The organism is Paractinoplanes aksuensis, assembly GCF_024137025.1.
GTDB classification, from domain to species: Bacteria; Actinomycetota; Actinomycetes; order Mycobacteriales; family Micromonosporaceae; genus Actinoplanes; species Actinoplanes aksuensis.
The window spans coordinates 15643-37294 of the sequence record NZ_JAMYJR010000021.1; the positions used below are offsets into that span (position 1 = coordinate 15643).

Genomic DNA, 21652 nt, shown 5'->3' on the forward strand with positions numbered 1-21652 from the left:
GGTTAGCGGGGCTTATCGACGACGAGACTTTGCGCCGCCGCGTACTGCTCGCGAATGATCGGCGCGCTCTCGGCCTCGTACGTCTCGGGGGCCGCGGCCGACCACACCGGAGGCTGCTCGCTGCCGGTGGCGACCCACGCGGCCTGGCGGGCGGCGCCGTCGGCCACGTACTCGCCGGGCGGCGGCACCAGCACCGGCAGGCCGAACAGCTCGGGCGCGATCCGGCGGACGGCCTCGCTGCGGGCGCCCCCGCCGACCAGCACGATGCGGTTGGCCGTGGCGCCGTTGGTGACCAGCGCGTCGAGCCCGTCGGCGAGCGCGCACAGCATGCCCTCGACGGCGGCCCGGGCCAGGTGGGCCGGGTCGGAGGTCTTGAGCGTGAGGCCGTGGACGGCGCCGGTGGCATCCGGGCGGTTCGGGGTGCGCTCGCCCTCCAGGTACGGGACGAGGACGAGACCGTCGGCCCCGGCCGGCGCGCTCAGGGCGAGCCGGGACAGCTCCTCGTGGTCGACGCCCAGCAGCTTGCCGGCCGCGTCGAGCACCCGGGCCGCGTTCAGCGTGACCACGATGGGCAGGAACCGGCCGGTGGTGTCGGCGAACCCGGCCACCGTGCCGGTCGGGTCGTTGGGCGAGACGTCGGACGAGACGAAGACCGTGCCCGAGGTGCCGATCGAGACGATCACGTCGCCCGTGCCGGCCCCGGTGCCGAATGCGGCCGAGGCGTTGTCGCCCGCGCCCGGGCCGAGCGGGGCGCCGTTGGGCAGGCGCCCGGCGATCCCCTTCGGGCCGAGCACCTCGGGGGTGCCGATCAGGCGGCCGAAGCCCAGCTCGAGCAGGTCGGGGCGGTATTCGTTGGTCTTGGCCGACCAGTAGAGCGTGCCGCTGGCGTCGCTGCGGTCGGTCTTGATCGTGCTGATGTCGGTCGACCCGGAGAGCTTCCAGGTCAGCCAGTCGTGCGGCAGGCAGACGGCCGCCACTCGCGCCGCGTTCTGCGGCTCGTTGCGGGCCAGCCAGCGCAGCTTGGTCAGGGTGAAGCTGGCGACCGGCACGATGCCGACCGCGTCGGCCCACTTGTCGCCGCCGCCGAGCTCCTGGATGAGGTCGGCGGCCGCGCCGGCGCTGCGGGTGTCGTTCCACAACAGCGCCGGGCGGACCACTTCGCCGTTCTCGTCGAGCACCACCATGCCGTGCTGCTGGCCGGCCACCGAGGCGGCGGCCACGTCGTCGAGACCGCCGGCCTCGTCGATCGCCTGTTGCAGCGCGGCCCACCAGGCATCCGGATGCACCTCGGTGCCGTCCGGGTGACCGGCCCGGCCCTGCCGGACCAGTTCACCGGTCTCCGCGTCGCGGATGACCACCTTGCAGGATTGGGTGGAGCTGTCGATCCCGGCGACAAGCGTCATGTCAGTGAGTCCTCAGTTGGCTCGGAGAACGTGGTCGATCATCAGCTGGTGGAGCTTCACGAAACCGTAGCCCTGGGCCCCGGCCGCGTCGACATCGAAGTCTTCCCACGCGCTCTTGTCGTTGAGCAGGTCCTGGTAGGTCTCGCCCGGGTTGAGGGTCGGGGTCTCCAGGTCGAGCACCTTGCTGGCCCGCAGCGCCTCCTGCACCACCGGGTCGGCCCGGAACGCCTGCGCGCGCTCCTTGAGCAGCAGGTACATGCGCATGTTGGCCTTGGCCGACTCCCACACGCCGTCGATGTTCTCGGTGCGGGACGGCTTGTAGTCGAAGTGGCGCGGGCCGTCGTACTTGGGGCCGCCGCCGATCGGGCCGTTCTCGAGCAGGTCGACCAGCGAGAACGCGTTGAGCAGGTCGCCGTGGCCGAACACCAGGTCCTGGTCGAACTTCACGCTGTGCTGGCCGTTGAGGTCGATGTGGAAGAGCTTCTTCTGCCACAGCGCCTGGGCGATGCCCTGGGTGAAGTTGAGGTTGGACATCTGCTCGTGCCCGACCTCGGGGTTGATGCCGAACAGCTCGGGGCGCTCGAGCTCGTAGGTGAACGCGATGGCGTGACCCAGGGTCGGCAGCAGGATGTCGCCGCGGGGCTCGTTGGGCTTGGGCTCGATCGCGAAACGCAGGCCGTAGTTCTTGTCCTCGCTGTACTGCGCGACCAGGTTGAGGCCCTCGCGGTAGCGGTCGAGGGCGGCGTTGATGTCCTTGGCCGCGTCGTACTCGGCGCCCTCACGGCCGCCCCAGAGCACGAACGTCTCGGCGCCGAGCTCGGCCGCGAGGTCGACCTGGCGCAGCACCTTGCGCAGCGCGTAGCGGCGGACCGAGCGGTCGTTGCTGGTGAACGCGCCGTCCTTGAACACCGGGTGGCTGAAGGTGTTGGTGGTGACCATCGGGATCTTGATGCCGGTCTCGTCCAGCGCCTTCTTGAAGCCGCTGAGGATGCCGTCACGGGTCTGCGCGTCGGAGCCGAAGGGCACCAGGTCGTCGTCGTGGAACGTGAGGCCGTAGGCGCCGAGCTCGGCCAGCTTGTGCACCGCCTCGATCGGGTCGAGCACCGGACGGGTGGCCGAGCCGAACGCGTCCTGGGCCTGCCACCCGATGGTCCACAGGCCGAACGAGAACTTGTCTTCGCGGGTGGGTTGGACCGCCACGGTTACCTCCACGTAACAGCTGGGATTTGTTTATTGGTTGAATTATTTGGCCGCCGTGTGGCATTGTCAAGGCCGTGAACGGCCGCTTGATGAATGCTTCCCGCAGCCCCGTCCGGCAATCGAGCGTGCGTGCCCACAATCTCGCGCTCGTGTTGCAGACAGTGGCGAACAGCGCAGATCGCCCATCCCGGGCGGCCATCTCGGCCTCGACCGGGCTCACCCGGGCCACCGTGTCGGCCCTGGTCGACGATCTCATCGCGGGGCATCTGCTCACCGAGCTCGACCCGGCGCCGCGGACGGGGGCCGGCCGTCCCGCCGCCGGCCTGGCCCTCACCCCCGACGGCCCGGGCGGGCTCGGCCTCGAGATCAACGTCGACTACCTGGCCGCGTGCGTGGTCGACCTGACCGGCGCGGTCCGGCACCGCTTCGTCACCCGGGCCGACCAGCGCCTGCTGCCGCCCGCGGCCGCCCTGGCCGAGTTGGGCGCGCTGGCCGCGCAGGCACAGGCGGCGGCCGGCGCCGACGGAATCGAGCTGGCCGGGGCCGCGCTGGCCGTGCCGGGCCTGGTCGCGGCGGACGGTCTGGTGCGGGTCGCGCCCAACCTGGGCTGGTCCGACGTCGACGTGCCGGCCCTGCTCAACCTGGGCCTGCCGCTGACCGTCGACAACGAGGCCAACCTGGCCGCCCTGGGCGAGCTGCGGACCGACGGCGGCCCGCCGACCTTCTTGTACGTCTCGGGTGAGATCGGCATCGGCGCCGGCATCGTGCTCGACGGCGAGCTGTACCGCGGCGGCCGGGGCTGGAGCGGCGAGATCGGGCACGTCACCGTGTATCCCGACGGCCGCCCGTGCCGCTGCGGCGCCAACGGCTGTCTCGAGCAGTACGCGGGTCAGGAGGCGGTCGCGGCCGATCCCGACCTGGCCGCGGCCGCCCTCGGCATCGCGCTGTCGGCCGTGGTCAACCTGCTCGACCTGGGCGTGATCGTGCTCGGTGGCGGTTACGCGCCCGAGTTCGACCGGCTGCGCGACGGCATCGACGCCGAGCTGAGCCGCCGGGTGCTCACGGCCGGCCTGGCCCCGGTGACGCTGCGGGCAGCCACGCTCGGCGCCGACGCGGCCATGCGCGGCGCGGCCGACGTGGTGATCAGCGGCGTGCGGGACGATCCGGCCAGTTGGCTGGCTCGCCCTCAGGCGGTCTGAGCCGACGAGGCGGATTCGCCGTTCTCGCCGGCCGCGGCCGCGAACTCGCTGAGCCCCCGCAGCAGGGCGGCCCGGCCGCCGGACGACATTTTTTCGAGTACGCCGGTGAGCGCGCGGCGCCGGATGCGGCGCAGCTCGCCCAGCAGGGTGCGCGAGGCCGGGGTGAGATAGAGCGCGATCTCGCGCCGGTCGGCCCGGCCGGGCACCCGTTCGACCATGCCCGAGGCGACCAGCCGGTCGCACAAGCGGCTGGCCGACGAGAGCAGCATGCCCAGTTCGGCCGCGAGACCGCCCAGATTTATGCCTTCGCTGCGCTCGACGGCCAGCAATGCGTTCAACTGGACCGAGGAGATGCGCGGCGTCACCTGCTCGCGGGCCGTGTCCCACGCGAGCAGCAAGGATTTCGCGGCGTCGTCGATCGCCGCGGTCTGCATGGGGTCCGGCCCGTCCGGCCCATGGTGAATGGCCATGGTGCAGGAGAGACTACTCGTACGGCCGGATCTGTTCGAGGAGGTCGCCATTGATCGACAGGCTACTGGTGCTCCGGCGGATTCTCACTGATGCCGCCGCCGATGCCGTTCCGGATCGTCTGGCCGAGGCCCTGGCCGCACCGTTCGGGCTCACCCGCACCGAGTTGTACCTGGTCGATTACCGTCTGGCCGCCCTCGTGCCGCTCTTCGGCGAGGTCGCGCGCACTCATCCGGGTGATCCGGCCTGGCGCTGCTTCGACCACCAGAACCCGGTGAACGAAAAAGGTGTGATGTTCGTGCCGGTCTCGTCGCGGGGCGACCGGCTGGGCGTGCTGGCCTGCGAACCGGCCCCCGACAGCCCCGAGGCGGCAGCCGAACTGGCCGAGGTCGCCGTGGCCCTGGCCCACGAGCTGCAGGCCGCGGCGGCCGGCACCGACCGCTATCAGGGGGCGGCCCGCACCCGCCGGCTCACCCTGGCCGCCGAGATGCAGTGGGAGCTGCTGCCCGGGCGCAGCCGCATCCGGCCCGCGTTCGGCCTGGCCGGGCAGCTCGAACCGTCGTACAACGTCCGTGGCGACAGCTTCGACTGGGCCGACCAGGAGGGCAGACTCACGCTGAGCGTGCTCAACGGGATGGGTGAGGGCGTGTCGGCCGCCCTGCTCTCCTCGCTCGCCACCTTCGCGCTGCGCAACGCGCGCCGGGCCGGCATCCCGCTGGCCGATCAGGCGGCGCTGGCCGACCAGGCGGTCTATGCCGAGCACCGGGGGCACGCCCACGTGTCGGCCCTGCTGCTCGAACTCGACCTGACCAGCGGCGAGGTGCTGGTGGTGGACGCGGGCTCGCCCCGGCTGTTGCTGCTGCGCGACGGCACGGTGCAGGAACTGAAGCTGCGCAAGGAGTTCCCGCTCGGCATGTTCGACGAGACCGACTACCAGGTGCAGAGCTTCCGTCTGCAGCCCGGCGACCGGCTCATGCTGGCCAGCGACGGCGTCTACGAGGCGCTGGCGGCGTCCGGACGGTACGGGGACGCGGCGCTGGCCCGTTTCGTGCGGCGGACGAAGGCCCTGGCCCCGTTGCAGGCGGTGCGGTCGTTGCTGGGCGACCTGCGCGCGTTCGTGGGCGACGCCGACCTCGACGACGACGCCGTCGCGGTGTGCCTCGACTTCCACGGCATGGAAAAGGCCGCCACCCCCGATCCGGGGTGACGGCCTTTCCCGCGTACGCGGTGGGTCAGCCGCCGCTGGCGCCGGTGCGCCGGCCGATCGCCTCGACGAAGATCGAGCTCATCTTCGCCGGGTCCTTGGTGATGAAGACGCCACCCGCGGGGGTCGCCTTCACGATCGTCTGGAGCTCGGTCTCGCTGACCGTGTCGCCGATGCCGATGATGACCAGGCGGACCGGCTTGCGGGCGTCGTTCAGCCGCTTCAGCTCACTGAGCAGCTTCTCGATCTTGATGCCGTCGTCGTTCTCGTTCTTGCCGTCGGTGAAGAGGATGACGGAGTTGACCTTGCCGGGCTGCCAGGTCCTCTTCACCTCTTTGTACGCGTCGAGGACCGTGTCGTAGAGGCCGGTGTTGCCGTCCTCCTTGGGCACGATCTGACTGATCGACTCTTGCAGCGTGGGACGGCTGGTGGCCAGCGGGCTGATCGGCACGATCTGCTTCCACGGCTGCTTGCCCACCATCTCGGTGGAGAACAGCCGCACGCCGACGGCCCACTTGTCGCTGAACATGGCCAGGCCGGCCGCGGCCGCCTTGCGGGTCACCTCGGCCCGGGTCTGGTTGTTGGCCGTCGGCACCTTGATGTTCATCGAGCCCGAGACGTCGAACACGGCAAGCACCCGGCCGGGCTGGGTGATGGCGGTCCAGCTGCCGATGACCTGGCTGAGCGAGCTGGCATCGATACCGGCCGCGGCCGTGCCACCGTTGTCACCGGCGCCGCCGACCGTGTTGCTGGCCGGCGGGGACGCGTCGGGCGCGCCCAGCGGACGGGCGAAGCCGGCGCCGAACGAGCCGTCGGGCGAACGCAGGCCGGCCGCGCCCAGGGCGTTCTTGAACGTGGCGCTGGCGAGCTGGGCCCGCAGACCTGCGGCCGCCTTCTGCTTCTGCAGGTCGACCTCGGGCATGACCGCGTACGGGTAGTCGAGCGGCATCGGGCTCGGGTCGAGGTAGAGCGCGACCAGCGGCACCGGCGGCTTGGCCGCGTTGTACGAGACGACGTTCTCCTCGGAGACCGGCGCCGCGCTGAGACTCTGACCGATGTCGTTGGGGTCGTTCGACCGCGGGAACCGCTCGAGCAGTTCCTGCCGCAGGGAGGAGGCGCTCTCGGCCAGGGCCGTGATCGCCTTGACCTTGGTGCCCTGCGCCTTCTCACCGGCGCCGGCCGCCTGACCGATCGCCAGCAGGCTGGCCAGACCGGTCGCGTCGCGCGTCGGGCTGGCGATGCTGGTGTTCAGGGTCGTGCTGGTCTGCATGAGCTGCAGCAACTGGGCCCAGCTGAGCTTCTTGTTGGGCCAGCCCACCTGCTCGGCGACCGGCTTGGGCATGGCGAGCACGACCGGGCTCTGCGCGATCGGCTTGTTGTCGGAGGGCACGAAGCCGGGCGCCTCGGACTTCAGCCGCAGCAACCAGGCCGACGAGTCCGGAACCCAGATGTCCGGCACCTTGACGGCCTCGGGGGCTTTGCCCAGACCGGCCAGGGTCACCTGATGCTCACCGGCCACGGCCGCGGCCATGGTGGAGGAGTTGACGGTCGAGACCGTGACGGCGACACAGGTGCCGTCGACGTTCGCGCCCTCCTGCACCCACCGCTGGGCGACCTGGTCGATGGACGGGGCGACCTCACTGGTCGCGGCGAGGGTCAGCCGGATGGAACCGGTGCAACCGTCGTCGGCGAGCTGTTGGTATCCGTAATAGGACCCACCCATGACGACGACGATCGCCATCGCAGCTCCGACGACGCCCGCTCCCCTGAGATTGAAGTTTCTACGATGGCGGCCAGACACGCGCTCTATAGTGCGCATCCTCGAACCTGAATGCCATATACGTTCGGTCGAAAGTTACTCGGATTGGGATTCTTGGCATCTTGCGTGACCAACCGTAGTGACGCCATCTCGATCAGTGGCGACCGCTGCCCGTTTTGCGGCCCACCGTGCCCAGACGGTCATCAATGCCGTTCCGTGCCTCAGCTGAGGCCGCTGACGTTCCAGCGCAGCAGACTTGTCGGAGTCGGCTCCGACGCGGGCCCACCCAGCAGCGCGGGCACTCCGGTTTCCGGGTCCACCCGCATGGTCGTCACGCTCTGTGATCGCTGATTGGTTACGTAGAGGTGATCGTCAATGAGGATCATGTGGCGTGGCCAGTCACCTTCGGTGGGCGTCTCGGCCAGCAGGGTCGCTTTCTCGCCGTCCCAGCCGAAGGTCGCGACCGAGTTCGGGCCCCGGTTGGCGACGTAGACGAACCGGCCGCCGGGGCCCACCACGATCTCGGACGGGTAGTTCTCGCCGGCCGTCGTCGTGGTCGCGGCCCGGCCGCCCGGGGTCAGGGCGCCGTCGGCCGCCGGGCGCCACCACGAGAGGTCTCCGCTCAGCTCGCCGACGACGAACAGGGTGCCGTCGGGCGCGAACCGCACGTGCCGCGGGCCGGTGCCGGGCTCGGCCGTCACCGCCGCCCCGAGCAGCGTCAGGCGGCTCGAGGTGGGGTCGAGGCGGGCCCGCCACACCTTGTCCGAGCCGAGGTCGGCGATCAGCACCTCGTCGCGTACGGGAAAGACCATGTGGGCGTGGGGGCCGGCCTGGCGGTCGGTCACCGGGCCGCTGCCCCGCAGGTCGAGGCGGTCGGAGCGCTCGCCCGGGGCGCCCTCGGCGTCGAGCGGGAAGACGGCGACCGAACCGGTGCCGTAGTTGGCCACCAGCAGGTGCCGGCCGTCGGGCGTGACCGCCAGGTGGGCCGGGTCGCTGCCACCGGTCGGGCGGCTCGACAGCGAGGTGAGGGAACCGTCGGCGGCGACCGCGAAGGCGGTGACCGTGCCGTCGGGGTCGAGCTCGTTCACCGCGTACAGAACGGGAAGTTCCGGATGGCGGGCGAGGAACGAGGGGCTGGGCGTGCGCGCGACGACCCCGGACCGGGAGAGGACCCCGGTCGACGCGTCGCGGGTCAGCCGGACGATGCCCTCGCCGTCACCGCCCTTGTCCACCGTGTAGCCACCGACAAAAACGAATTCCTCGCTCGCGCCCATGGGGAGATCCCATCACACCGGTGGCCGGGGCGCGGACCCCCGTCGGTCCCGCGCCCCGGCCCCGCCGCCGGTGGTCAGCTGTTCAGCAGGTCGTAGACGACCGGGGTGGCCTTCTGCTGCTCGGCCGCGGCCGGCGCGACCGGTGTCTCCGTCGTGCCGAAGCCGGTGTAGCGGACGTGGTAGGTCGCCGCCTTCGCCTTCCCGGCGGCCGGAATCCGGACGAGCAACGAGGTCAGGCGCCCGTCCCCGTCGACGTCGGCCTCGAACGGCACCGCCTTGGCCTTCGGCCCCAGGGCCTTCAACCGGGCGTCGGTCACGATCTCGGCCTCGGTCGAGGCGGTGAGGTCGGTGGTGCCGGTGTAGTGGCCGTGGCCGGTGCCGGCCACGGCCGCCGCGCCCTTCAGCACCAGCCCCGCGTAACCGGGATCGGTGTCGCCGTCGTAGCCGGACGGCGCGACCTCCGGGTCCGTGACCCGGGCCGGGTCGACGACCAGCCACTTGCGCGGAACGCGGGGGAGTCCCGGCACGTCGGCCGGCTCGAACAGGATCTTCATCCAGGCCTTGTCCCGCACGGTGAGCGCATACATGGTCATCGAGAAGCCGGCGTCCGGCTCGGACTGCTTGACCTGCACCCGGAACGTCTCGCGCGGGGCGTCGAGCACGCCGGAGATCGGCGTGACGCCGCCCTTGATGTCGAAGGCGAAGGCCGGCGTCTTCTCGTCCGGCACGGCCCGGAGCAGTTGTTCGCGCGGCGTGATCACCGGCTCGGTCTTTCCGGCGGGGGCGGTGGCCTTGTCGACGAGGCCGCAGCCCGCCGTGGTGGTGAGGACAAGAAGGACAGTGATTCCGGCCAGGCGCTTCATGATGGTTCTCTCTTCCTCCCGTGATGGGGCGTCGGAGAGCACGCTGCCGGGCCTCGCTGCCATCGCTCTGCGGCTATGCTGCTGCCGCTGCCGCCGCGCTTCCGTTTCTCTGTTTGCGCAGGTCGGCGTCCTGGAAGGATTTTTCGTGCGGTTCGAGATGCTCGGCGAGGTGCGTGTTCTGCGCGACGGGGCGCCGGTCGACCTCGGCCCGGCCAAGCAGCGCGCGGTGCTCGCCGTGCTGCTGGTCAACGCCGGCCGAGCGGTGCCGACGCATCAGATCGTCGACGCGGTCTGGGGTGACGAGCCGCCCGGGAACGGGGCGAACGTCGTGCAGAAGCACATCGCCGGGCTGCGCCGGGTGCTCGACCCCGACCGGGCGCCGCGCACGCCGGGCGAACTCGTCGCGCTCACCCCGGCCGGCTACGTGCTGCGCCTCGAGGGACACACCGTGGACGCCCACGAGTTCACCGAGGCGGCCACCCGGGCCCCGACGGCCGAGCTCGTGCGGGCCGGACTGGCCCTGTGGCGGGGTGAGGCGCTGGCCGGGCTCACCGGGCCGTTCTTCGACTCGGCGCGGGCCCGCCTGGCCGAGGGACACGCGACCGCGTGGGAGCGCTGGGCCGAGCTCGAGCTCGGGCGTGGGCGGGACGCCGCGCTGGTGCCCGAGCTGGCCCGGCTGGTCGAGCAGTTCCCGCTGCGGGAGGGTCTGCGGGCGCATCTGATGATCGCGCTCGCCCGCAGCGGGCGGCAGGCCGAGGCCCTGGCCGCCTTCCGCAGCGCGCGGGACTATCTGGTCGAGCAGTTCGGCACCGAGCCGGGTGAGCTGCTGCAGGCCACGCACCGGCGGATCCTCCGGGGCGATCAGGCGCCACTTCCTCCGCCGGCGGCGCCGGCGTTGCCGTATGCGGACCCGCCGCCGGTGCGCCTGCGCATCCCGTACGTCGAAGTGTTGTTCGCCGTGCTGACTCCGCTCGTCACCTTCGCCACCGGGGCGCGGATCTACTTCGTCTACGCCGCGGCGCACCACCGCGACCGCCGGCTCTTCGTAGCCGCCGCGGTCTACGCCGGCCTGGTGGTGACCGGCTTCGTCTTCATGGTCGTCGACCCGTCGCCGCTCGACGACGGCGACGACGTCAGCGGGGCCGAGGCCGCCGGCATCTCGATCTTCCTGGCCAGCGCGCTGCTGGCCGCGATCCACGGCGCGGTCGTGGCCACGCACCAGGCCGGCGTGGCCGCCCTGGCTGCTGCCTCAGCGCGAGGCCGCGGTCGCTAGCTGGCGGCGAGCCACGTACTCGACCAGTTCGATCAGGACGTTGCGGGCGCCGAGAGGCTCGCGGGCGTCGAACAGCACCACCGGGACGCCCGGGTCGAGGTCGAGGGCCCGGCCCACCGCGTCGGCGCCGAAGCGCTGATCGGGGTCGAAGCAGTTGACCGCGACGACGAACGGGGTGCCGCGCTGTTCGAAGTAGTCGATCGACGGGAAGCAGTCGGCCAGGCGACGGGTGTCGGCCAGCACGACCGCGCCCAGCGCGCCCTCGGACAGCTCGTCCCAGAGGAACCAGAACCTGTCCTGCCCGGGCGTGCCGAACAGGTAGAGCTGCAGGTCCTCGGTGATCGTGATGCGGCCGAAGTCCATGGTCACGGTCGTCGTGGTCTTGCCCTCGACGCCGCCGGTGTCGTCGGCGCCCTCGACGCCGGTGAGCACCTCTTCGGTCTGCAGCGGCCGGATCTCGCTGACCGAGCCGACCATCGTGGTCTTGCCGGCGCCGAAGCCGCCCGCGATCAGGATCTTGAGCGCGACCGGGATGCGCGACGACGCGCCGTTGCGGTCAGAGCGCACGGAGTCCATTGACAACCGCCTTGAGTACGTCGACATCGTGCGGCTGGGACGCCGCCGGGGGTTCGTACAGCGAGATGAGTCCCGCCGAGCGTAGATCACCGAGCAGAACGCGGACGACACCGATCGACAGGTCGAGCGCGGACGCCAGCTCGACCACCGAGATCGGTTCCCAGGACGCGGCCACGATGGCGTGGTGCTCCGGTTGCAGCGTCTCGGGGCCGGAATCCTCGGCCGGCGTGGCCACGACGAAGGCGACGAGATCGAACTCGTTGCCGTCGGCCGCCACCCGGCCCTGGGTCATCGCGTACGGCCGGACCACCGGGCCCGCGTCGTGGTCGAGCCAGTCGTGCGCCACGCGCTGCGGGTCAGCCGGCATCGGAGGGCATCACCGCGGAGCGCCCGGGTGCGCTCATGTTCTGGCCGACCCGGGTGACGAGCATCGCCATCTCGTACGCGATGAGCCCCAGATCGGCGTCGCTCGAGGCGACCACGGCCAGGCAGGCGCCCTGGCCGGCCGCCGTGACGAAGAGGAAGGCCGACTCCATCTCGACCACGGTCTGGCGCACCGGGCCGGCCCGGAAGTGCCGGCTCGCCCCCTTGGCCAGGCTCTGGAAACCGGCCGCCATCGCCGACAGGTGCTCGGCGTCCTCCCGGTTCAGCCCGGCCGACGATCCCATCAGGAGCCCGTCGGCGGAAAGCACGACCGCCTGCTGCGCCGTGGGCACCCGCTCCACCAGATCGTCGAGGAGCCAGGTGAGGTGCGCGCGCTGGTTCGTCGTCTGTGTCACTTATGCGTCCTCTTCCGGCCTGGTGACGTTTTCGCCCCCGGAGTCGATGGCACGGTGCCCCCTCGCATCGTGCCCGCCCCCGGTTGATGCCTCGTCCCGCGCGAGCGTCTCAGTGACGATCGCCGGGAAACTGACGGTAGCCGTATCGGCAAAGTTTCCGCGGCTCGGTCGAACATCAATGTCCGTGTCATCCGCATTGGACCTATCTTCAGATGCGGAATGCGTGAGTTGGCTAACGTTCTCACTGCGCTTTCCGTCGCCGGTCGCGCTGGGGACATTACTCTGCGCTGTCGGCTCCCCCTCCGCAAGGTAGCGAGCCGCGTCAATGCGTCCGCGGGTGGTGCCGCTCTGCAGCGCGCTCATGATGCTGCGGACCTGTTCGGGCGAGCGGAGCTGGGCCGGCTGCTCCTCGCGGGGCTCGCCGGCCGGGCGGCGCAGCTGCGGGACCAGGCTGGCCTGACGTACCCGGCGGGGCAGACCGTCCTCAGTGGCCGGGTCGGCGACCGGCATCCCGGTCGGCCCGGGCGACAGTGCCGGCGCCGGCGCCGAATTGCGGGGCACGGCGCGTTGAGCCGGGATCGGCGGCAGGGGCAGCTCTTCCGTCGGGTCCGGCTCCGGTTCCCGCCGTACGCGCCGGCGCTGCACCAGGCCCTCGTCGCTGAGGCCGGCGGCGACCGAGCTCGGCGACGGGCCGCTGACGCCGAGCGGCGCCCGGTGCTGGCCGCTGGTGACCGCGCCGCGCACCGGGTGCGGTTCCTCGGACGCCGCGGCGCCGTCGACGATCGGGCGACCCGACGCCGTGACCTGCTGGAGCTCCTCGGTGCCCTGCCACTGCAACGCGGCCAGCGAGGGCCGGGACGGGTCGTCCGAACCCGACCCGACCAGCGGGCGCTCGCCGGTGGACGAACCGGACGGCAGCGCGGCCACCGGGGCGGCCGCGATCAGCTCGCCCGGCACCAGCACGATCGCGGTGACCCCGGCGTACGCGGAAGCCCGCAACGACACCCGGATGCCGTGCCGGTGGGCCAGCTGGGCCACCACGAACAGGCCCAGGCGGGCGCTGTCGGCCGGGTCGAAGTCGGGCGGCTCGGCCAGGCGGCGGTTCGCCTCGTCGATCGCCTCGGGGGTCATGCCCAGGCCGCGGTCCTCGATCTCGATGCCGTACCCGTGGGGCAACGCCTGCCCGGAGACCTCGACCCGGGTCTGCGGCGGCGAGAACGACGCCGCGTTCTCGAGCAGCTCGGCCAGCAGGTGGATGACGTCGCCGACCGCGCGGCCCAGCACCGAGGCCGACTCGACCGAACGGATGTCGACCCGCTTGTAGTCCTCGACCTCGCTGATCGCGCCGCGGACGACGTCGATCACCGGGACCGGGTTGCGCCAGCCCCGGCCGGGCGCGGCGCCGGCCAGGATGACGAGGTCCTCCGCGTGGCGGCGCATGCGGGTGGCGAGGTGGTCGACGCGGTAGAGATCCTCGAGCTCCTGCGGCTCGGTCTCGCGGCGCTCCATGCGGTCGAGCAGGGCCAGCTGGCGGTGCAGCAGGGTCTGGCTGCGCCGGGCGATGTTGAGGAACACCTCGTTGAGACCGCGGCGGACGTTCGCCTCTTCGACCGCCGACTGCAGGGCCGTGCGCTGCACCTCGTTGAAGGCCTGACCGAGCTGGCCGATCTCGTCGCGTCCGTACTCGAGCGGCGGGGTCTCGACGTCGACGTCCACCTGTTCGCCGCGCTGCAGCCGGCGGACCACGGTGGGCAGCCGTTCGGCCGCCATCTCGCGGGCCTCACCGTGCAGGCGGCGCAGACGGCCGACGAGGGAACGCCCCACCCGTACGGAGAGATAGAGCGAAGCGGCCAGGGCCGCCAGCCCGAGGATGCCGGCCAGGCCGAGCCGGACCAGCACCCGCTCGGCCACGGGCCGGGCCCGGTCGGTGAGCGAGTCGGTGGCCTCGACCTCGAACGTGCGCAGCTCCTGGGCCACGGCGACGTAGGACGGCCGGAACTGCGCGCTGCTGACCGGGGTGGCCACGCCGTCGCGGCTCTGCTGCACGAGCTGATCGAGCAGGCTGTCGAGCCGGTCGTAGGCGGTGCCGCTGCGCAGCTGAGCGAACGCGGTGCGGTCGTTCTCGGCCATGTCCTCGACGCCGCGCTCGAGCAGGAAGCGGGCCGTGCCCACGTCCTGGATGAGCTGGCCGCGGACCTCGGGCGTGAAGCGGCCGGCGGCGGTGGACGCGCCGACCAGGGCGTCGACCCGGCTCAGGTATTCCTGGCCGTGCCCGACCGTGGTCAGCGCGCGCAGCTCGCCGTCGATCCGCTGGTCGTTGAAGGTGGCGGTGGCCGCGAACGTCTGGAAGCCGGCGCCGATCACGCTGTTGAACAGGCCCTGGGCGCCGATCGTGTCCATCGCCCGGCGGTCGATGTGGCCGCGGTTGCCGGTCAGGCTGGCCAGCTGGGTCAGGAACAGGTTGATGCGGGCGCGCAGCTCGTCGCTCGTCGCGCCCCGGGCCTCGCCACCCTCGGCCAGCCGGCGGAAGTTCGCGATCGACCGGTCGGTGGCGGTGCGCTGGGCCAGCAGGGCCTGCGAGGGCGGGCCGGTCGCGGACAGGTACTCCACGCTGAACAGGCGCTCGCGCTGCAGCTGGCCGACCAGCTCGATGCCGGGGTTGCCGACGTTGTCCAGCACCGTGCGGGCGGACAGCAGGTTGAACGCCGGGCCGGCGGTGAGCGTCGTCGCGAAGAGCCACAGAGCCAGCACCGCCGTCAAGGGGACGGCCGCGAGGACGATGATCTTCGAACGGATCGACCAGTAACGCTTCTTCATCAGGCTCCGCTCTTCCGGCGTACGCCTTCGGGAGAATACGGAACACCGGCCGGGTGAGCCACCGCCGGGGCGTACCTAAAGATTCGGTTAAGTCCTTTTTGGCGGTTCAGATTGGCACGGCTTGTCGCGTCGGCCTTATGACACTGTGACCAGGCGATTACTCGAAGGAGCGAAACCAGCACGCGCGAACGGGATTGACGGGACACCCCGGATGGGAATAGCGGACGTTGATAGGAGGAGGCCCCATGTCCCCCACTGCCACGGTCGTCCTGATCGTCGTCGTCCTCATCGTCATCGCCGCCGTCGTGTACGGCATCCAAGTCATGCGTCGCAAGCAACTGCAGAACACCTTCGGGCCCGAGTACGACCGGGTGGTCGCCGACTCCGGCAGCCGCACCGAGGCCGAGAAGGAACTTCGCGAACGTGAGAAGCGCCACGCCTCACTCGAGCTGAAGCCGCTGTCGGCCGAGGCCCAGGCCACCTACTCGGCGAACTGGGAGGAAGTCCAGATCCAGTTCGTGGACGACCCCGAGCGCGCCGTCACCGCGGCCGACGAGCTGGTCACCCGGCTGATCGCCGACCGTGGCTACCCGACCGGCGAGTACGACGAGCGGCTGGCCAACCTCTCCGTCGAGCACGCCCGCACGCTCGAGCACTACCGCCAGGCGCACGAGATCTCGCAGCGCAACACAGCGGGCGAGGCCAACACCGAGGATCTGCGGCAGGCGCTGGTGCACTACCGGGCGCTTTTCGCGGACCTGCTCGGCACCGATCCGGTGCCTTCAACTGGTACTACTACTGCTACACCCGAGTCCACATCGGAGGGCACGGCGCCCGCTCCGCGCGCCGCCGCCGACGACGAGTCCCCTGCCCGCGACACCAGCCGCTAGGAGCCACCGCTCATGAAGTTCTTCTCGAACGAGAAAGAGACCGAGACCGAGACCGAGCCCCAGGCCGACCCGGACCGTACGCAGCCCGTGGCCGTGCCGCCGCAACGGGCGGGGTCGCCGTGGAGCGACGCGCCGCGCGACGCCTCCTCACCCTCCTCGTCCTCTTCCGACCCCGATGTCGTCGAGGACAAGACCGTCACGTCGACGACGTACGGGCCGGACGGGTCGGTCGTCGAGGACGACAACTACCGGGTCACGAACTCGGACAAGCCGCGGGACGACTCGCCGGTCGACCTGCCGCTCACCGACTCCGACACGCGGCCGGCCGAGGAGCAGGCGATCAAGGACGACGGGACGTTCGACAGCCCCAAGGCGGTCGACCCGGCCACTGGCGACAAGCTCGACGAGACGGATAAATCTGACTCATCCGCCGCCGACAGCTCTGACAAGGTCAACAACACTGACCTTTCCGAAGCCACCGACCGAGCGGACCGGGCCGACCGGGCCGACCGGCTCGACAGCGAGGACTTCCAGCGGGCCTCGGACACGCCGGCGTCGCCGGTCGCCGAGACGGCCGCGGTGCCGGTGGCCGCCGCTGCTCCGGCCACTCCCGCCCCGGCTGCGGGGACCAAGAGCACCGGGGACAAATTGCTGCCGGACGGGGACTCGTTCGCCGAGCGGTTCCGCGACATCCAGCTGCGCTTCGTGGACGAGCCCAAGGAGGCCACCGCCGAGGCGGCCACGCTCGTCGGCGACGCGGTCGACAAGCTGACCAGCGCCCTCAAGGCCCAGCGGGACGGCCTGGCCGGCAACTCCGACGACACCGAGAAGCTGCGGGTCGAACTGCGGGCGTACCGGGAGATTCTGAACCGGCTGCTCGCGCTCTGAACCACCGGACCACACGAAGGGGAGCCCATCGGGCTCCCCTTCGGCGTTAGCGTTCGGTCATGCGCGCCGACCGTCTGCTCTCCCTGCTGCTGCTCTTGCAGACCCGCGGGCGGATGACGGCGCAGGGACTCGCCGACGAGCTGGAGGTCTCGGTCCGCACGGTGTACCGGGACATCGAGTCGCTGGGCGCAGCCGGGGTGCCGGTGTACGCGGACCGCGGGCCGGCCGGCGGCTACCAGCTGCTCGACGGCTATCGGACCCGGCTCACCGGCCTGACCACGGACGAGGCGGGCACGATCTTCCTGGCCGGGATGCCCGGGCCGGCGACCGAGCTCGGCCTGGGCTCGGTGCTGGCGGCGGCGCAGCTCAAACTGCGGGCGTCGCTCCCGGGTGAACTGGCCGACCGGGCCGACCGCGTACGGGAAAGATTTCATCTGGACGCGCCCGGCTGGTTCCGGGCCGACGAGCCGGTGCCGTACCTCTCGACAGTGGCCGACGCGGTGTGGAGCGGGCGCCGGATCGAGGTGCGGTACCGGCGCTGGAAGGCTCCGCGCGAGGTGACCCGCACTCTGCACCCGCTGGGCGTGGTGCTGAAGGCGGGCCGCTGGTATCTCGTGGCGGCGACGGAGACCCGCACGACGGCCTACCGGGTGGCCAACATCCTGGACGCCGAACTGCTGGACGAAACGGCCGAGCGGCCCGAGGGTTTCGAGCTGGCCGCCTTCTGGGCCGAGTGGACCGAACGGTACGAGCAGAGCGTCTACACCGCCTCAGCCACGGTGCGGATGACGGTGGCGGCGCTCGACCGGATGGCCTTCATCTTCCCGCCGGAGATGTCCCGGGTCGCGCGGGCCGAGGCCGGCGAACCCGACGAGACCGGCCACCTGATCACTCGAGTGCCGATCGAGTCCGTCCGGCACGGGCACATCGAGCTGCTCAAACTGGGCGCCGAGGCCGAGGTCCTGGAGCCGCCCGAGCTGCGGGCCGTCTTCACCGAGACGGCCCGGGCCATGGCCGCCACCTACAACACGCCGTAGGCCCGGCTCGGCGCGGTCGCCCGGGCGCGGTCACCCGGCCCGCACAGTTGGCGCTCGCTCGGCGTGCTCAGCCGGCGTGCTCAGCCGACGTGCTCAGCCGACGTGCTCAGCCGGCGTGTGACGAGATCAGGTCGCCGGTCGTGGCGTCGGACGGCGAGGGGTCGTCGTCGGACCAGTCGTTGTCCGACGGGTCGTCGGTCGGATCGCCGGACTCGTCGTCGACCGGCGGCGTGGTGACGTCGGTCGGATCGGGGTCCGGGAGGGTGGTCGACTCGGGCGGGGCGGTAGTGCCGGGGTCGGCCGGAGTGGCCGGGTCGGTCGGGTCGGTGGTGGTCCGGGTCGGGTCGGGTTGGGGCGAGGTGGTGGACTCGGACGGCTCCGGGACGGGGCTGGGCGAGGTCTTGACCTTCGGTGAGGTGGTCAGCGGCAGAACGTTGCCGCGCGGGGCGGGGTCGCCGCTCGACTCCTCGCCGGCGCCGGATCCACCCAGCAGCTGCCCGGCCTTCTCGGCCCCCTGCTCGCCGACCACAGCGGGCGGCCGCACCGGATTCGACGGCGAAGTCGGCCCGATCTGAACCCCGATCCACAGTGCAGGCCCGAGCCCGACCGCGATGATCGCTCCGAAGAGCGCCAACGGCCCCCGCTCCATAACTGGCCTCCCCCGCCTCGATGGGATCGTCCCGTCGCTTCCAGGAACTTCCCTACCCGTTATCGGAAGCGATAAAGCGAACGTTCCGCAAGCCCATTGTGACTTGGCGTAACAGTGCGTTCACTCGTTAGTCGTTCATGCGACCCGTCCTGCCTGGTAGCACGGGTCGTCCTCATAGGAAGTTCACCCAGCGTGTTGCCGCTTTCCGCGCAATCTGCAACCGCGCCGTCACGCAAGATCCACCCCTCATCCGGCCCCGACCCCGGAATCAGCACCGTGACCTGCGATAACCGCTCCATCGCGCGGACACCGGCAACCCCGGCCGGACCCACCGAAAAGACAGAACGCCCATCACCTTGTAACCAAATTGAAAGGCGGCACCCGATGCCCCGGCAAGGCCTTCACCCAGCTCAGCACCCCCACCGGGTGAGCAACAACACGGTCGAACGAACCAGCGGAAGAATGCCCGCCGTCACCCGACACCTCCACCTTCCGCGCCACTGCGCGCCCTCGAGAGGCACGTCCGTCTCACATAGACGGTTACGTCACGGCGGAGCGGCCGCACGAGTGCGGCCTAGCCCGAACGGGCGAGGGGAGGCGCCGCGAACGGGCGCGGTGGCGGGCCCGACGGCCGTGGGCGGGCACGCACGACTGTGGGCGGGCACGCACGACTGGTGGGCGGGCACGCACGACTGGTGGGCGGGCACGCACGACTGGTGGGCGGGCACGCACGACTGTGGGCGGGCACGCACGACTGTGGCCGGGCACGGCAGCGGGCACGGACGGCCGTGGGCAGGCACGCCAGCGGGCGCAGGCCGGCACGCACGGCCGTGGGCAGGCGCGGGCCGGCACACACGGCCGTGAGCCCGGCACGCACGGCCGTGGGCGGGCACGGGCCGGCACACACGGCCGTGGGCGGGCACGGGCCGGCACGCACGGCCGTGGGCCGCACACACGGCTGCGGGCCGCACACACGGCTGTGGGCCCGTCACACACGGTCGTGGGTGGGCGCGGGCGGGCACGCACGGCCGTGGGTCGGCACGCTGGCGGGCGCGGGTCGCTCTGCGCTTGCTTTCAGCGGGTGCGGGTCAGGAAGGCCACGGCGTCGTCGAGGGCGGCCCAGCCGCCGGGGAGTTCTTCGCTGTCGAGGGTGGTGCGGACGTTCAGGGTGGCGCCGTCGTGGAGGTTGATCGCCCAGGAGCGGCGGCCGTTGCGGGTGGCCGAGGCTGTGGCCACGTCGGCGAAGGGGACGAAGCGGCTGCCCGCGGTTGTGGGATCGGGTGGGTTGGGGGCAGTGGGTGCGGTTGCGGCGAAAGTGCGGGACCGATCGGCGGCAGCGGGATCCGAACTGATGCCGGCTGGGTCGGCAGCCGCCGAGCCGGATGAAGGAGAGCCGGGGGAGCCAGAGGCAGGCGAACCCGAGACGGGCGGGCCCGAGACGGGCGGGCCGGCGGCAGGCAGGCCGGCGGCAGGCGAACCGGAGACGGGCGAGGCAAGGCCGGATGAGCCGAGGTTGGTGGCGGCTGCGGGGACCAGGTCGGGAGTGGCTGCGGCGGGTGGGGGCGCGGTGGAAGGAGCGGCCGGGGCGGGCTGGGCGGTGGGGAGGATGCCGTCGGCGGCGAGGCGGGTCAGGCGGCGTTTGGCCTCGTGGTGGCGGGAGCGGGGCAGGCCGGGGACCAGGAACAAGCCCGTTTCCAGGACCAGCAGGTCGGTGCGGGCGCCGTCGACCTGGACGCCGACCACGCCGCCCAGGACGGGGACTCGGGTGGAGTGGTGGCGGGAGGTGTCGGCGGCGGCCGTCAGGTCCACGCCGATGGCGGTCAGCCAGTTCCGGACCTCAGCGACTGTGGTGGGGTCGCCGGCCATTTCGGCGGGGGCCTGCAGCTCGAGGTAGGAGCCGTCCATGGCGACCAGCTCGGCCGTTCCGGTCCAGCTGTGGCGCCAGCGGGCCACGCCGCTGTGCAGGGCGGCCAACGCCAGCAGCAGGGCGATCAGGTCGGTGATGCGGGCGGCCACGTCGTCGGGTGGCAGGTCGGCGAAGACCTTTTCGGCCAGCGGGCGCAGGTTGCCCTGGGCCGAGAGCTCCAGGACGTCGGCGGCGCCGGTCACAGGGGTGCCGGCGGCTCGGGACAGGGCGCGCAGGGAGGCGTCGGCCTCGCGTTCCATCTCGGCCAGGCGGGCCACGCCGAAGAACTCGTCCCAGCTGACGACCGCGCGACCGCCGACCGGGAAGGCGACCGCCTGCAACGCGCGGCCCAGGCCGGGCAGGTCGGGCACCAGGTCGCCGGCCGGTTTCCCGGCGGGCTCGGGGCCCTCGGGGGTGAGCGTGGCCAGGGCGGCCAGGCGGGTGGCCGAAGGGGGATGCGGATCCCACGGGCCGGGTGGCTCGGGCTCCCGGGAGCGCAGGGCGGTCATGTCTTCGCTGCGGGCGGCCAGGACGCGCAACAGGCCGCCGAAGACGTCATCCGGAATCAAGCCGGTCTGCCAGCCGGGGCTGAGGTATTCGGCGTGGAAGAGCTGTTGCATGCCTTCCAGGGCGGGGCGGTCGCGCAGCACCGCGGCCGCGGCCCGGGGGCCGGCGAACGTGGCGGCCACGCGGTCGGCGGCCAGCTCTTGGGCGTGGCTGTACGGCGTGTCGGCGCGCAGGTAGAACCGGGCGAACGCGCGTAGCAGGGGGCCGGCGGGGCTGCGGGCCGGGATGCGCGGCACGATGCGGCCCAGGGCGAACCGGCCGCGGTGAGCCAGCGGGGCGAACCGGCCGCCGAGCGCGGGGGAACCGTGGGCGAGTTCGTGGGCGACAGCGGCGCGCAGGCGCGACTCGTCCCACGCCTGCAGCAGGGGCAGGCCGAGGTAAAGCTCGCGGCGGCCGCCCAGCAGACCGCCCAGACGCAGGGGCTGGACGACGGTGACGGTGGCGCCGGCCACGACGGTGACGCCGTCGGGCGGCTTGACCCCGGCCGCGGCGGACGCGTCGTCGAGCATCGTCCACAGGGCGGGGGCGTGCTGGCGCAGCACTGGCACACCGGCCGGAGCGGAACGACGCAGGCGCAGCGCGCGCACGGTGGCCCACCAGAGCAGGCCGGCCACGGCGATGACCAGCGGCACGGCGACGCCGAGGGCCAGCGAACCGGGCAGCGGCTCGACGATCAGCAGCACGACCAGCAGGACGACGACCACCTGGAGCCAGGCCAGACCCAGGAAGCCGAGCAGCATCGCCGCCGACCGCCCGGCGGACCCGGCGCAGGCCGCGGGTGAACCGGGCGGCGCGGCGGGATCGGGCGCGCTCGCATCGTCGTACGCCTGGGAACCTGACGCCCCCGCACTCGGCCGCACCTGAACCTCCGGTCTCTCGCGTACCACTGGAATGCGCCCA

18 protein-coding genes are annotated in these 21652 nt (G+C 71.9%); 6 read left to right on the forward strand and 12 right to left on the reverse strand.

Annotation, left to right across the window (positions count from 1 at the left end; translation table 11 throughout):
- Window positions 1–2: 2 nt before the first annotated feature.
- The gene (xylB, locus tag M1L60_RS19220; RefSeq protein ID WP_253238822.1) at window positions 3–1403 is read right to left on the reverse strand and encodes a xylulokinase; all 1401 of its coding nucleotides are present in this window, start codon (window positions 1401–1403) and stop codon (window positions 3–5) included.
- Between the two features lie 12 nt (window positions 1404–1415).
- Entirely contained in the window at window positions 1416–2603 is a 1188-nt protein-coding gene (gene xylA, locus M1L60_RS19225; protein ID WP_253238823.1) for a xylose isomerase, read from the reverse strand.
- An 89-nt stretch (window positions 2604–2692) separates the two neighbouring features.
- On the opposite strand from xylA, the gene M1L60_RS19230 reads away from it, so the two are divergent.
- Window positions 2693–3802: an ROK family protein gene (locus M1L60_RS19230; protein ID WP_253239074.1), complete on the forward strand. Its 1110-nt coding sequence runs from the start codon at window positions 2693–2695 to the stop codon at window positions 3800–3802.
- Here the strand turns inward: M1L60_RS19230 and M1L60_RS19235 are convergent.
- Complete coding sequence (locus tag M1L60_RS19235) at window positions 3790–4272, reverse strand: MarR family winged helix-turn-helix transcriptional regulator (protein ID WP_253238824.1); 483 nt, start codon at window positions 4270–4272, stop codon at window positions 3790–3792. The two genes, M1L60_RS19230 and M1L60_RS19235, sit on opposite strands and share 13 nt — an antisense overlap.
- A gap of 50 nt (window positions 4273–4322) precedes the next feature.
- Here M1L60_RS19235 and M1L60_RS19240 point away from each other — a divergent pair, with 50 nt between their 5' ends.
- Window positions 4323–5477, forward strand: coding sequence for a PP2C family protein-serine/threonine phosphatase (locus M1L60_RS19240; protein ID WP_253238825.1), 1155 nt, complete (start codon window positions 4323–4325; stop codon window positions 5475–5477).
- A 25-nt stretch (window positions 5478–5502) separates the two neighbouring features.
- On the opposite strand, the gene M1L60_RS19245 is transcribed toward M1L60_RS19240, so the two are convergent.
- The 3 genes from M1L60_RS19245 to M1L60_RS19255 all read right to left on the reverse strand — a co-directional run bounded on the left by M1L60_RS19245 (window position 5503) and on the right by M1L60_RS19255 (window position 9370).
- Window positions 5503–7215 (reverse strand): substrate-binding and VWA domain-containing protein, encoded by a 1713-nt coding sequence (locus tag M1L60_RS19245; RefSeq protein ID WP_253238826.1) that lies wholly within the window; start codon window positions 7213–7215, stop codon window positions 5503–5505.
- Between the two features lie 239 nt (window positions 7216–7454).
- Window positions 7455–8507 carry a lactonase family protein gene (locus tag M1L60_RS19250; RefSeq protein WP_253238827.1) on the reverse strand — a complete coding sequence of 351 codons (1053 nt, stop codon included), beginning with the start codon at window positions 8505–8507 and terminating at the stop codon, window positions 7455–7457.
- 74 nt (window positions 8508–8581) lie between these two features.
- Window positions 8582–9370, reverse strand: coding sequence for a hypothetical protein (locus M1L60_RS19255; protein WP_253238828.1), 789 nt, complete (start codon window positions 9368–9370; stop codon window positions 8582–8584).
- A gap of 145 nt (window positions 9371–9515) precedes the next feature.
- On the opposite strand from M1L60_RS19255, the gene M1L60_RS19260 reads away from it, so the two are divergent.
- On the forward strand, window positions 9516–10643 hold the full coding sequence (locus tag M1L60_RS19260) for an AfsR/SARP family transcriptional regulator (RefSeq protein ID WP_253238829.1): 1128 nt from the start codon (window positions 9516–9518) through the stop codon (window positions 10641–10643).
- On the opposite strand, the gene M1L60_RS19265 is transcribed toward M1L60_RS19260, so the two are convergent.
- From M1L60_RS19265 to M1L60_RS19280, 4 genes are read right to left on the reverse strand one after another with little or no spacing between them, the layout of a single operon-like run.
- The gene (locus tag M1L60_RS19265; protein ID WP_253238830.1) at window positions 10620–11219 is read right to left on the reverse strand and encodes a GTP-binding protein; all 600 of its coding nucleotides are present in this window, start codon (window positions 11217–11219) and stop codon (window positions 10620–10622) included. The two genes, M1L60_RS19260 and M1L60_RS19265, sit on opposite strands and share 24 nt — an antisense overlap.
- Window positions 11200–11586: a DUF742 domain-containing protein gene (locus tag M1L60_RS19270; protein ID WP_253238831.1), complete on the reverse strand. Its 387-nt coding sequence runs from the start codon at window positions 11584–11586 to the stop codon at window positions 11200–11202. The genes M1L60_RS19265 and M1L60_RS19270 overlap by 20 nt, the downstream gene beginning before the upstream one ends.
- Window positions 11576–11998, reverse strand: a complete 423-nt coding sequence (locus M1L60_RS19275; protein ID WP_253238832.1) for a roadblock/LC7 domain-containing protein — start codon at window positions 11996–11998, stop codon at window positions 11576–11578. The genes M1L60_RS19270 and M1L60_RS19275 overlap by 11 nt, the downstream gene beginning before the upstream one ends.
- Complete coding sequence (locus M1L60_RS19280) at window positions 11999–14815, reverse strand: sensor histidine kinase (RefSeq protein ID WP_253238833.1); 2817 nt, start codon at window positions 14813–14815, stop codon at window positions 11999–12001.
- Between the two features lie 245 nt (window positions 14816–15060).
- Between M1L60_RS19280 and M1L60_RS19285 the strand changes: the two genes are divergently transcribed.
- From M1L60_RS19285 to M1L60_RS19295, 3 genes are read left to right on the forward strand one after another with little or no spacing between them, the layout of a single operon-like run.
- Window positions 15061–15705: a hypothetical protein gene (locus M1L60_RS19285; protein WP_253238834.1), complete on the forward strand. Its 645-nt coding sequence runs from the start codon at window positions 15061–15063 to the stop codon at window positions 15703–15705.
- 12 nt (window positions 15706–15717) lie between these two features.
- The gene (locus M1L60_RS19290; protein WP_253238835.1) at window positions 15718–16593 is read left to right on the forward strand and encodes a hypothetical protein; all 876 of its coding nucleotides are present in this window, start codon (window positions 15718–15720) and stop codon (window positions 16591–16593) included.
- A gap of 59 nt (window positions 16594–16652) precedes the next feature.
- On the forward strand, window positions 16653–17630 hold the full coding sequence (locus tag M1L60_RS19295) for a helix-turn-helix transcriptional regulator (protein WP_253238836.1): 978 nt from the start codon (window positions 16653–16655) through the stop codon (window positions 17628–17630).
- Between the two features lie 106 nt (window positions 17631–17736).
- Here the strand turns inward: M1L60_RS19295 and M1L60_RS19300 are convergent, their stop codons facing one another.
- The gene (locus M1L60_RS19300; RefSeq protein ID WP_253238837.1) at window positions 17737–18264 is read right to left on the reverse strand and encodes a hypothetical protein; all 528 of its coding nucleotides are present in this window, start codon (window positions 18262–18264) and stop codon (window positions 17737–17739) included.
- A 1089-nt stretch (window positions 18265–19353) separates the two neighbouring features.
- Window positions 19354–21612, reverse strand: a complete 2259-nt coding sequence (locus M1L60_RS19305) for a M48 family metallopeptidase (RefSeq protein ID WP_253238838.1) — start codon at window positions 21610–21612, stop codon at window positions 19354–19356.
- Between the last annotated feature and the right edge of the window lie 40 nt (window positions 21613–21652).